The sequence below is a fragment of the Microcystis sp. T1-4 genome (assembly GCF_000297435.1).
In the GTDB taxonomy this organism is placed as follows: Bacteria; Cyanobacteriota; Cyanobacteriia; order Cyanobacteriales; family Microcystaceae; genus Microcystis.
Map to the genome: position 1 here is coordinate 1 of NZ_CAIP01000107.1, position 11421 is coordinate 11421.

At 41.6% G+C, this 11421-nt stretch carries 11 protein-coding genes; 3 read left to right on the plus strand and 8 right to left on the minus strand.

The genetic code is table 11. The annotated features are described in order from the left end of the window. Positions 1–130: 130 nt before the first annotated feature. Positions 131–751 (minus strand): GNAT family N-acetyltransferase, encoded by a 621-nt coding sequence (locus tag MICAI_RS05835; protein WP_008199116.1) that lies wholly within the window; start codon positions 749–751, stop codon positions 131–133. A 309-nt stretch (positions 752–1060) separates the two neighbouring features. Between MICAI_RS05835 and MICAI_RS05840 the strand changes: the two genes are divergently transcribed. Further along, a complete protein-coding gene (locus MICAI_RS05840) occupies positions 1061–2302 on the plus strand; it encodes an AmpG family muropeptide MFS transporter (protein ID WP_008199117.1) in 1242 nt (413 codons plus the stop codon). Between the two features lie 13 nt (positions 2303–2315). Here the strand turns inward: MICAI_RS05840 and MICAI_RS05845 are convergent, their stop codons facing one another. Further along, positions 2316–3740, minus strand: a complete 1425-nt coding sequence (locus tag MICAI_RS05845; RefSeq protein ID WP_008199119.1) for a PP2C family protein-serine/threonine phosphatase — start codon at positions 3738–3740, stop codon at positions 2316–2318. 206 nt (positions 3741–3946) lie between these two features. On the opposite strand from MICAI_RS05845, the gene MICAI_RS05850 reads away from it, so the two are divergent. Together MICAI_RS05850 and MICAI_RS05855 are read left to right on the plus strand one after the other, a co-directional pair. Then, the gene (locus MICAI_RS05850; RefSeq protein WP_008199121.1) at positions 3947–4597 is read left to right on the plus strand and encodes a nitroreductase family protein; all 651 of its coding nucleotides are present in this window, start codon (positions 3947–3949) and stop codon (positions 4595–4597) included. Positions 4598–4929: 332 nt separating this feature from the next. Next, positions 4930–6933, plus strand: a complete 2004-nt coding sequence (locus tag MICAI_RS05855) for a primary-amine oxidase (RefSeq protein ID WP_008199128.1) — start codon at positions 4930–4932, stop codon at positions 6931–6933. Positions 6934–7005: 72 nt separating this feature from the next. Here MICAI_RS05855 and MICAI_RS26305 read toward each other — a convergent pair whose 3' ends face one another. The 6 genes from MICAI_RS26305 to MICAI_RS05885 all read right to left on the minus strand — a co-directional run bounded on the left by MICAI_RS26305 (position 7006) and on the right by MICAI_RS05885 (position 11418). Continuing rightward, positions 7006–7149: an addiction module antidote protein gene (locus tag MICAI_RS26305; RefSeq protein WP_039899673.1), complete on the minus strand. Its 144-nt coding sequence runs from the start codon at positions 7147–7149 to the stop codon at positions 7006–7008. A 219-nt stretch (positions 7150–7368) separates the two neighbouring features. Further along, entirely contained in the window at positions 7369–8151 is a 783-nt protein-coding gene (locus MICAI_RS05865) for a hypothetical protein (RefSeq protein WP_008199130.1), read from the minus strand. Next, positions 8148–9368 (minus strand): hypothetical protein, encoded by a 1221-nt coding sequence (locus MICAI_RS05870; RefSeq protein WP_008199132.1) that lies wholly within the window; start codon positions 9366–9368, stop codon positions 8148–8150. The genes MICAI_RS05865 and MICAI_RS05870 overlap by 4 nt, the downstream gene beginning before the upstream one ends. Positions 9369–9373: 5 nt before the next feature. Then, positions 9374–9766 carry a MerR family transcriptional regulator gene (locus tag MICAI_RS05875; RefSeq protein WP_008199134.1) on the minus strand — a complete coding sequence of 131 codons (393 nt, stop codon included), beginning with the start codon at positions 9764–9766 and terminating at the stop codon, positions 9374–9376. Between the two features lie 85 nt (positions 9767–9851). Next, positions 9852–10406 carry a phycobiliprotein lyase gene (locus MICAI_RS05880; protein WP_008199137.1) on the minus strand — a complete coding sequence of 185 codons (555 nt, stop codon included), beginning with the start codon at positions 10404–10406 and terminating at the stop codon, positions 9852–9854. A 28-nt stretch (positions 10407–10434) separates the two neighbouring features. Beyond that, positions 10435–11418 carry a glycosyltransferase family 2 protein gene (locus MICAI_RS05885; RefSeq protein ID WP_008199138.1) on the minus strand — a complete coding sequence of 328 codons (984 nt, stop codon included), beginning with the start codon at positions 11416–11418 and terminating at the stop codon, positions 10435–10437. Positions 11419–11421: the final 3 nt, after the last annotated feature.

The window sequence follows — 11421 nt, forward strand, 5'->3', positions numbered from 1 at the left end:
GAATTATGAATTATGAATGGGGGAAGTGGGGTGTGGGGAAGTGGGGAAATTGAACTAAAACCCCAAAACCCCAAAACCCCAACCCCCAACACCTAAAACCTGTCTCGGAGTCTGGGAGTCTCCTATCTCCTCATTGGCTGATTTTTTTGTGCAGAAATAACTTTTGTGGTCGATTAAATAACCAATTAATCAACCAACCGTCGGTTTTTTGGAGACGATAACCGCTACTTAAGTACAGTGACCGGGCCGCTAGGTTATTATCGAGAACATGGAGGGAAAGTTCCTCAAAACCCCATTCTCTAGCGATCTGTTCACACTTGAGCAGCAATCTCCGGGCCAGACCGGCACGCCGGCGATCGGGACTAACGGCTAAATTAGAAATATAAGGAATGGGAACGGCTAAAAAAGAACTGGATTTTAAGCTGATTTCCGCCGTAGCGACAATAATTTCCTGAGGACCCGTGACGGTGACGCTGGTTTGACTGACTACCAGACAGTGATAGTAAGGGGTATCGGCGCGCAATCGTCCCCGTAAGTCCTCGTAAATGCCTAATTTAAAGATAGGACGCAGAAAAGACCAATAATTGGCCGTGGGGAAAAAACTATCGGTGAGAATTTCCGCCAAGCTTTTGAGATCTTGGCTTTGGGCCAAACGCACCTCGACGGTAATGGCGGCATTGTCACCGGTCGCTTCCGAGTCGGAGGGATTAGACAATAGGTATGAGATAAAACAGGAGTCCACTTTAATCACAGGAGTCGGCGGGGAAGGTGGGGATGGCAGTCCTTATCCGGGAAAGGTAAATAGGGGTGGGAGCTAGTTGGGAGAATCAAGCATCTATCTTAAGGAGAATACCGCAATTTTTCAAGACTACTGAATCAAAATCTCATCCATTCTACTGTCTATAGCCCCAGTTGGGGGGAATACCGCTATTTTTTCGGGAATTTTTTTTGATCGCCGGGCAATGGTTAAGAGGGGATGATGCTGGTCAGAACTAATCTCTTTCTTTTTGGGTCAATTAACTATATTCTTTAATCTAATCTATCCTCCTATCCCCCCTCCATGATCAAAGAAATTTCCGCTTATTTGCAAGTGTTCCGCAGTCAAAAAATGGCGGCTTTGTTATTCTTAGGTTTTGCTTCCGGATTGCCCTTGTTGCTCACCAGTCGCACCCTGCAAGCTTGGATGACCACCGAAGGAGTTGATCTGAAATCGATCGGTTTATTTAGTTTAGTCACCCTCCCCTACTCTCTCAAATTTCTTTGGTCTCCCTTACTTGATCGCTATGTTCCCCCGCTGCTTGGTCGTCGTCGCGGTTGGATTTTCATCGCTCAAATTTGTTTAACTTTAGCGATTGGTTGCATGGCTTTTCAACAACCAAAACAATCTTTGGAATTATTGGCAATTAATGCCCTACTGATCGCTTTTTTTAGTGCCAGCCAAGATATTGCCTACGATGCCTATCGCACAGATATTTTAGAAAAATGGGAGATGGGTGCTGGGGTGGCGATCGGGGTTTTAGGTTATCGTTTGGCTTTAATTTTAACCGGTTCGATCGCTTTAATTTTAGCTGATCACTTTCCCTGGCCTCTCGTCTATCTTTTCCTAGCTGGATTGATGGCTTTAACGATTATTTGGTCTTTTTTCGCCCCAGCTACTCCCCCTAGGGATGATACTCCTCAAACTCTTTTAGAGGCGGTTTGGTTGCCTTTCTGGGAGTTTTTTCAACGCTATCAAATAGGTCAAGGAATCGGCATTCTCGCCTTTATTGTTCTCTATCGTTTAGGGGATGCTTTAGTTAATAATATGGTGACTCCTTTTCTCTTAAAAACTGGTTTCAGTCAAACCGATATCGGGGCAATCCAGGGCGGCATGGGCATGATAGCAACTATGGTGGGAGTTTTATTAGGTGGTTCCCTGTTAAGTCGTTGGGGAATTAATCGATCGCTCTGGATTTTTGGCGGCTTGCAAGCTATTAGTAATTTGGCCTATTTTATTTTAGCAAATTTAGGGCAAAATTATCCTTTTATGGTCTTAGCTATTAATATTGAAAACTTCTGTGGTGGCTTAGTCACTGCCGCTTTTGTGGCTTTTTTAATGAGTCTTTGTAATGCTCGTTTTACCGCTACTCAGTACGCCCTTTTATCGAGTTTAATGGCCTTTAGTCGCGATATTTTGGTGGCTCCCGCCGGAGTTTTAGCTGCAGCGATCGGTTGGCAGTGGTTCTTTTTAATCACGGTAATTGCTGCTTTACCCGGGTTAGCTTTATTGCCTTTATTTGCTCCTTGGCAAGAGGAGAATTGAGCTAATTGATGATTTATTCCTCCGATTTCACTCGCATAACTACTAAAGTCATATCGTCACTACTGTCATTTCCTAAACCGGTAAAAGCGGCAACTTTCCCGAATAAATATTCGAGAATTTGTTCGGGATCGGTGTACTGTTGACAGGCTTCCTTAACTGCCGATAGCCAATTTTTCTGATCAAATCTTTCCCCTTTCGAGTTAACTGCATCGGTAAAGCCATCGGTATAATAGATCAGCGTATCTCCTGCTTCTAATTGCACTTGGGCATCGTCATAGATAGAATCGGCCTCTAAACCAACTAATGTCCCTTCCGTGTCGAGAGACTCTAAATCTCCCGTTTTGGCCCGCCACCAGAGGGTGGGATAATGGGCAGCATTACTGTAGCCAAGACGGCGCGTCAGGGGATCATACTCGGAATAAAATAATGTCACGAAACGATGAGAATTATCGAGATCGGCATACATAACCCGATTGAGATGACGCAAAATCTGGGCCGGGGAGTGGCGATTTAACACTTCCGCTCGCAACATTCCCCGGGTCATGGTCATCAATAATCCTGCCGGGACACCTTTACCCATGACATCACCGATGACTATACTCCAAGGGGCGGTACTAGCTTCCATTTCCGCCTCCGTTGCTGGTTTAAATTGATCGTAGTTGCAGGGGATAAAATCATAATAATCGCCACCAACGCGATTGGCTGTTTTGCAGTGGGCTGCCAATTCTACCCCCTGAATTTTCGGACATTGCCGGGGTAAAAGACGATTTTGGATTTCGGAAGCGATTTCTAACTCTCGATCCTGACGTTCCTTAGCCCGTAATTCGATCGTTAATTCATTATTAGCTATAGCCACCGCCGTTTGATCGGCCACTAGCTGCAGCAGTTTACGACGGGTGGGTGTCCAACCATAATCGGGATCACGACTGAAAACGTATAAACGTCCCCGCTCACTATTTTTTACCAAAACAGGCGTACTATAAACCTGCGTACCCTGTCCGAGAGTTTGCCGGATTTTATGGTCGAGACTGTCGAGAAGCGATCGATTATTTTTATTCTCAAGTGCCGGTTCTTGGTTTAATTGTCGGATAATTGCCTCTAATTGTCGGCGTAGTTCCCCATTAATTTGATTATCTTGGCAATGCAGTTGATCGAGGGCCACTTGACCGTTATTTTTGCTCAAAATCAACGCCCCTCCCTCCGCATCCGCCACTCGTGCGGCCATCAAGGGAGTGAGATCGAGGAATTGGTTTAAATTATTGAAACTCCGCAGGGCAAAACCGAGGGAACTTAGGAGATTTTGAACTTTGTTTTGTTCCCGATATAAACTGGCCACCAACTCTTTTAAGGCTAAAATTGGCTTGATATCGGCACTTGCAGGGCCTGTATTGACGGTGGGAGTGGTGAGGGTGTCCCTCGGTTCCGGCTCAGAAAGCATAAAATGATCTTTGTGGCGGTGACATGATTATAGCTAGATGGTCATTGGGTTATGACCTGTTTAAGTTTAACAGTATAGTCGATCTTTTCCTGACTGCCACAATTTAACCCTGATGTTTTACTATTTCTGTTTTTTCACACCTAAGACTGAGGCTGATAGCTTGACCTTATAATAATTAGAAGTATTTAACTTGATCCATTGACTTTATGACCTTGCCTCTCGATGTTCCCACGGCGATTAATCAACGTCGTTCTATTAAAAATTTTACCACCGATCCGATCGCTCCGGAACTGCTGAAAACCCTGGTAGAATTAACCGTTGCTGCACCTAGTAGTTTCAACATCCAAGATTGGCGAATTATTTTAGTACAAGATGAGGCACAAAAGGCCGCTTTAGCCGAGGCCGCTTGGGGACAAAAGCAAATTATCCAAGCGCCAGTTACTTTTGTTTTCGCTGCCGATGCTGCCGCAGGAGGAGGAGATCTAACTCCTATCTATGAACAGGCTCTCAGTACAGGTGCCTGGAGCGAAGGCACGGTAAAATATTTTAAACAGGCAATCCCGGGATTTCAAAAGGCTTTAGGCGAAAAAACCCGGGAATACGCGATTAAGGATGCCATTATTGCCGCTACTCATCTGGTTTTAGCTGCCGAAAGTCTCGGTTTATCTAGTTGTTTTCTCAACGGTTGGATCGAGGACAAGGTAAAAGCTGTCATTGGTGCTGCCGATCATCCCCATCTGGCGATCGCTGTTGTCGTTCCCATCGGTTACGCAGCGGAACCGCGGCTTAATCCGGGGCGTTTACCCTTAGATTACAATGTTTTTGTGGATCGCTTGGGTAATCCCTATCAAGTCTAAACTCTATTAACTGGATTTAATCTCGTTTGGATCGCTGTTTTGGCTGGTAGTTGAGGAGTTGCTATCGGTTTCGGTTGGCAGGGGTTGGCGTTGCTGATTTGAGATAGGAAGCTTCTGGCAAACTAACTTTTAGATAGGATGCACAGTTGGCATTGATAGCTTGATTGAGCAACGCCTTGTATTGTGGCAAAATTAACAATTTAATCTGCATCAAGCCGCGCTAATACTGCCGACATCGATCTTAATTTTTTGAAAAGATATAAGGTTAATTATCACATCCCAGATTATCATGTCTAGGATTGACCATCTTTTAGCCTTATCAAGGGATTTCTATGCTGAAAAAATACTCATGGTGGCGACCACTGACGATTTTATTTGTAATCAGCTGCGGAGTGATCTTAATTTTTGGGAAAACTTTCGCCCAATCCCCAGGGATTAGCCATCCTCTCGATCCCCTCACAGAAAATGAGATTAAAATGGCGGTAACTGTGGTGAAAAAAGACAAATCCCTGACAGAGTTCGCCAGATTTCCTAATATTTCTTTACAAGAACCCGATAAGCAAACTGTTTTAAACTTTAAAAAAGGAGATGCTATTGCTCGTCAAGCTTTTTTAGTAATTCTGGAACCCAGACTGAATAAAACCTATGAGGCTATTGTCGATACCAAAGTGAGTAAAATTCTCTCATGGCAAGAAGTATCGACGGGACAACCACCATTGTTAGATGAAGAATACGAAATTCTCGATCGAGTAGCTAAAGCTGATATTCGTTGGCAAGAAGCTATGAAAAAACGCGGGATTACTGACTTTGAAAACGTCATCATTGACGGTTGGGCTACTGGGATGATGAGCGAGAAAGAACAAGCATCGGGAAAGCGCTTAATTCGCGGGATTACTTACTATAAAGGCAAGGATCGTAATAATTATTATGGCGCACCGATCGAAGGTTTGTCAGTGACGGTAGATTTAAATAATCGCCAAGTATTTGAAGTGCGAGATACTGGGATTGTACCTTTCTCAAAAGCCAATTTTGATTACGATGAAAAAAACCTTTCACCCCTTCAAAAAGCCCTAAAACCTTTAAGAATTCAACAACCGCAGGGGACAACTTTTCAGATTAAGGGTAACGAAGTTAGCTGGCAAAATTGGAAATTTCGTTATCTCATGCACCCAAGAGAGGGGTTAGTTCTTTATCTAGTTACCTACAATGATAAAGGTAAAGATAGAATGATTTTGTATCGTGGAGGACTGTCAGAAATGCTAGTTCCCTACTCCGATACCTCGCGAGAATGGGCGGTTCGTAGTGCTTTTGATGTGGGAGAATATCGTTTTGGTTGGTTATCTACTCCCTTGGATAAAGGTAATGATGTTCCCGAAAATACTGTCTTGTTAAATACCTTATTTGCTGATGATAATGGGGAACCTTATCTCGGGGAGAATCTCATCGGTATTTACGAAAAAGATGCGGGAATTCTCTGGCGACATTATGATTTTAACACGGAAACTTTTGAAGGTCGTCGCGCCCGTCAATTAGTGGTTAATACCGTGGCTGCTATCGGTAATTATGACTACGGAATTAACTGGATTTTTCACGAAGATGGTACTTTAGAACAGCGCAGCGATTTAACGGGAATTATGTTAGCTAAAGCGACTACTGATCTCACTAATTCTCATGATCATGGCGATAAATTTGGGACATTAGTAGCGGCAAATGTGGAAGCAATTAATCATCAGCACTTCTTAAATTTTCGTCTCGATTTTGATGTGGATGGGGTGAAAAATTCTGTTACTGAAATGAAGGTTTCTACTTTATCACCAGAAAAAAATCCCTTTGGTAATGCCTTCACTATGTCAGAAAGAAATCTTCGGCAAGAATCCGAGGCAATTCGTGATGTGAATTTAGCTGAAAGTCGCGCTTGGATGGTAATGAATAATAATCAGAAAAACTCCCTCGGAATGCCGACAAGTTATATGTTAATGCCATCGGCCAATTCAATTTATTATCCCAATTTCCCAGCGGATTCTCGTCAACGGGGTGAATTTGCTACCCATCATTTTTGGGCAACTCGTTACAAAGCGAACGAACTTTATGCAGCGGGAGATTATCCCAATCAAGGCAAAAAAGGTCGAGGTTTACCGCAATATACTGCTGACAATGAATCTCTCGAAAATGAGGATTTAGTCGTCTGGTACACCTACGGTGTTACCCATATTCCTCGTCCTGAAGAATGGCCAATTATGACCGTACATCCAGCAGGTTTTAAGATTATGTCTTGGGGTTTCTTTGACCAAAATCCTGTTTTGAATGTCCCGAAAAATAACCTAGAGAATTCTTAAACAATCTGGGGGAATGCCTTACTGGCTGCATCCTTGTATGTTGGCAGTGGAGGGAAAGGGGTTATCCTAATCTCAAGAAGCAATGGTTTCCTCAGAATCGGGATCGAAACTGGAAATGCTGTACTCGTTTGCCGATTTGGTTATCCTAGATAAAACCTCTTTCGGTAAGATCCCTCCTATAGAATTACCGATTTTTTGGAGTGTTAAAGTTGTCATAACTTATTTCTTCTCTTTATTTTTGGCAATTAAATGTTATAATAGATTACCTGTTTGATCTCAGCAAAGGACAAAACCATTGAAAGTGTTGCAGAGCAACACTTGGGGGAATAATCACGAAACTGTTTCCAGATAATGCCTTGGTCTATTTTTACCAGAGAAAAAACTATCGTCATAATGGCATTTTCTAACCTGAAGATTAATCTTCAGTTTGCTAGGCTAAAATCCGAAAGAATAACCAATTTTTAGCTTTAATTGACTTTGATCATGGCCATTAGTGGCAATATCTCCCTCGATACCCCAATCGATCACACCTTGGCGATTAATTTGCTGACGAATTCCCATACCAGTGCGAATTAAAACGCCACCATTACTATTATCGCCGGTAATTACGCCCAATTCTGCTAAAAAAGTGCGATCAAAACGTTTCGGATAACCAATCGGTCGCGAATAACCGAGAATTGCAGCGGGTAAAAAAGAGCGATCGCCGTTATCGGGATCGGTTTTTATGTTTAAATTGAGATTAAGATGCAAGCGATCAAATTGACCAACAGTTTTACTGGCAATTCCCCGCAGACGAAAATCTAATCCCCTAGAATTATTTCCCGTCGGTAATCCTAAATCAGTACGAATAGCAAAAGCGGGAACATTATCGTATTCACGATTGAAATTATAGAAAAAACCTACAGATAAATTTCCCAGATCAAAACCTGTATCATCACTATTAACTCGTCCTCCCAGTTGCGGATCGATGCCGATAATAATATGACCATTACGAATAATACCGTTGAGGTATTCAATATCAAACTCACCACCGAGATTACTATTTTCAGGAAAGACTAGACTTCCTCCAAATTCTATCGATTGTTCCCCAAAACCGAGACTTTCAGCATCATCAAAAGAAAGGGGACGACCAGAATCCAGATTATTATGATCGTTGGCAAAAACTGGATTAGTAAAACTAACGACTAAACTCACAGCAATTAATAAAAATCTTCTCATTTTTTGGGTTCCTCTTGATGATTGCTGTCGTCAGGTTTTTTCTCCGTATTAGGAGGGTTTTCCGGAGAGTGATTTTCGTGGTTATGGTGTTGGTGATCTCCTCCCTCATCTACTTGAGAATCATCAGGTTTTTTCTCGGAATTATCAGGATTGTCGTGATTATGACCTTCGTGAGAAATATCTGCTGGCATTAATCCCATCCCCGGAATTCCTGACTGAAAACGATGATCGTGTAGTCCTTCACCACCATAATTTTTTCCTGCTTCCATTTCCCGATGATTAGCAGCCATTACTAACCAAATAGCGCGGGTAATTTGTTCGTCTTTTTGTTGGGGAGTTAGCCAATCGGAAGCCAGAATATCATTAACCATATCGTGCAACATATGCAGGTTATCAAAGGTGTTAGATATTGCGGGAAAGCGTCGGGCAAACTTGGGACTAAGTTCGGCAAACATGGGCATAAAAGCTCGATCGGTGCGATACAATTCCTGACTATGGTATTGTTTTCCCACCTGTTTATAAGCTTGTTTTTGTTCTTCTAGCGTCTTTTCATAGAGTAAGTCATACATTGTTCCTTGTAACCAATGGTAGCCCCAAAATAAGCCATTAACTTTCGGATATTTCTGCCGAAAAGCTTTAGAATAGGGCTGGGAATCCAGATAGCCCATATTCATGGGTAATCCAGTAATAGCATAGGGAACTTTTGTCAAGTAAAATTGATATAATTTTTCAATTTCTGCTTCTTTTTCATCATTAGTTAATTTGCTGCTGGCTAAAACATCAACGGTTTGAGCATGGAAAATATGCGCCCACTCGAAGACCTGTTCTAAAACGCCGTATTTTCTGCCAAAAGTTGGGGAAATATTGCCCTCGTCGGGCATAAATTTAGGCGGATTTTTTAAAACCCAATTAATTTTTTGGTATGTCTTAGTTTCTAAATCTTTCGCTTTTCCTGTTACGATATCTTCGTAGGCAAAGGCATGACCAACAGCGATCGCATTCAAGTCTAAAGATAAATCTCTGACATTATAAATGGCATTATTATAAACCCCTCTTTGGGGATAAATATGATTACGTTGCTTGTTATACATCCAAGCTGGTATATTGTCAGGAATTGCTTGTAAAGTCTGAGTTTGAGGTGACTGAGTATGTAAATGTTGAGCAATGACAGGAGTAGAAATCAGTGCTACAGTTACCAATAAAATTAACTTTTTCATGATAGTTAAACCTTGAGATTAGGGCAAATAAATTGATCGTCTTTTGCTGGTGTATCCGTCCATCCTTGCAGGGTTTCGGTTAATTGTTGACGCAATAAAAGCAATTGTTCCACTTGTCGATCGATCTCAGCAATATGTTTAATTAATTTTTCCTGAATATCTCCACAGGGTAACTCACCCTGGTCATGAATCACTAAACATTCGCGGATCTGTTGCAGACTCAAACCCAAGGATTGCAATCTCTTGACAAATAGCAAGCGATGGACAGTATCGGGAGAAAATAGGCGAAATTGTCCCTCTGTCCTCTCAGGGGACTGAATTAATCCTAATTCCTCGTAATAACGAATCGTTTTAATTGAAACACCACTTTCTAGGGAAAGTTGACCGATTTTGAGCATTATTTTTGCTCCTTAATCCTATGGTTTCTCCATGATAAAATCTCCCCTTGACTGGAGAATCAAGGGGGGAGAAGAAATATTTTTTTTAACTGACTTTACACTCAACCCCAAAACCGACCAAGAGAACTTTTTCTAAGGGTTCTCCCTCCTGGGGACGTTGATAGTTAATAATTTTGCGAATTCGCAGGTCTGGATTAATTAAAGTAATTGAATCCACGGAAACACTGCGAGTATAATTGGTGGTCATCAATAACTCTCTGGTAGTGGAATCAAAGCGAAAAGCGGAGATAATTGGTCTTGCTTCTTCGTAGGCGCGATCGCGAAGATAATCTCCTTCTAAATAACCATTATTTTCTGCTTTAACCACAAATAAAAGATTAAGATTTTGTCGCACTTCTTCCCCTTTTTCCGAGATGGTATAAAAACCCAAATTAAACCCGGGGATACTTTCTAAATCCGCAATATCAGCATAGTTATTATCTCTGAGAACTTTCTGTTTGATCTCCCTAGTCAGGGGTTGAATGAAGAATTCAGTACGGGAACGTTCCACTTCTTGAGCAGCTAGATAATGATAGGTTCTTTCCGTTTGCCAACTACCGACACAATAGGCAAAAAATTGCTGAAAAACTTCGGTATTCATAGATTTAATTCTCCTTATTGTCAGTATCTTAATTTTGAGTTATTGGATCGATAACTTCTTCCCGATTTTCAAAACCATAACAATCTCGAACCAGATAAAGTGGCCGGCCTTTTACTTCCTCATAAACCCTGCCAATATATTCGCCAATAATACCAAGAGTGAGTAATTGAATTCCTCCTAAAAATAAGACAGCAACCATCAGAGAAGCGTATCCAGGTACATCGATTCCTAAAATAATAGTCCTGAGCATTAAAAAACTAGCATAAACAAGACTAACAAGTGCAATGATAAATCCCACATAAGTCCAGACTTTCAGAGGTAAAAAACTAAAGGAGGTAATACCATCGATGGCAAAATTCCATAATTTCCAGTAATTCCATTTAGTTTGTCCTTGATACCGGGGTTCTCGATTGAATAAAATTGATGTCTGTTTATATCCCACCCAAGCAAATATTCCTTTCATAAATCTTTGACGTTCGGGCATTTTTTTAATTGATTCTACCACTCGACGATCGATTAAGCGAAAATCTCCGGTATTAGGGGGAATAGTAACCCGACTTAATTTATTTATGACTTGATAGAAACCTTCTGCGGTGAAACGTTTCAACCAACTTTCGCCAATTCTAACCCGACGGGACGCATAAACCACATCATAACCCTGCTGCCATTTTTCGATCATTTCGGCAATTAATTCGGGGGGATCTTGTAAATCAGCATCAATAGGAATAACTGCCATCCCCTGACTGTAATCAATGCCTGCTGACATGGCAATATCTTTGCCAAAATTACGGGATAAATTAACCACTTTAATTTGTGGGTAACGTTGATGATATTCCAGGAGATTTTTGAGAGTATTGTCACGACTACCATCATTGACGCAAACGATCTCATAACTACTATTTAGTCTCTCTAAAACCGCTAAAAGTCGTTGAAAAAGAGCAGCGATATTTTCTTCCTCGTTATAGAGAGGAACAACAACAGATATTTTCACTGGTACTTTATTTGATAGCATATT

What these genes read in the sequence shown, in the direction of transcription:
- MICAI_RS05875 (WP_008199134.1), bottom strand. Translation starts at nt 9,766, where the DNA reads ATGCTCAAAATCGGTCAACTTTCCCTAGAAAGTGGTGTTTCAATTAAA.
- MICAI_RS05840 (WP_008199117.1), top strand. Translation starts at nt 1,061, where the DNA reads ATGATCAAAGAAATTTCCGCTTATTTGCAAGTGTTCCGCAGTCAAAAA.
- MICAI_RS05865 (WP_008199130.1), bottom strand. Translation starts at nt 8,151, where the DNA reads ATGAGAAGATTTTTATTAATTGCTGTGAGTTTAGTCGTTAGTTTTACT.
- MICAI_RS05885 (WP_008199138.1), bottom strand. Translation starts at nt 11,418, where the DNA reads ATGCTATCAAATAAAGTACCAGTGAAAATATCTGTTGTTGTTCCTCTC.
- MICAI_RS05855 (WP_008199128.1), top strand. Translation starts at nt 4,930, where the DNA reads ATGCTGAAAAAATACTCATGGTGGCGACCACTGACGATTTTATTTGTA.
- MICAI_RS05845 (WP_008199119.1), bottom strand. Translation starts at nt 3,740, where the DNA reads ATGCTTTCTGAGCCGGAACCGAGGGACACCCTCACCACTCCCACCGTC.
- MICAI_RS05880 (WP_008199137.1), bottom strand. Translation starts at nt 10,406, where the DNA reads ATGAATACCGAAGTTTTTCAGCAATTTTTTGCCTATTGTGTCGGTAGT.
- MICAI_RS05850 (WP_008199121.1), top strand. Translation starts at nt 3,947, where the DNA reads ATGACCTTGCCTCTCGATGTTCCCACGGCGATTAATCAACGTCGTTCT.
- MICAI_RS05870 (WP_008199132.1), bottom strand. Translation starts at nt 9,368, where the DNA reads ATGAAAAAGTTAATTTTATTGGTAACTGTAGCACTGATTTCTACTCCT.
- MICAI_RS26305 (WP_039899673.1), bottom strand. Translation starts at nt 7,149, where the DNA reads ATGACAACTTTAACACTCCAAAAAATCGGTAATTCTATAGGAGGGATC.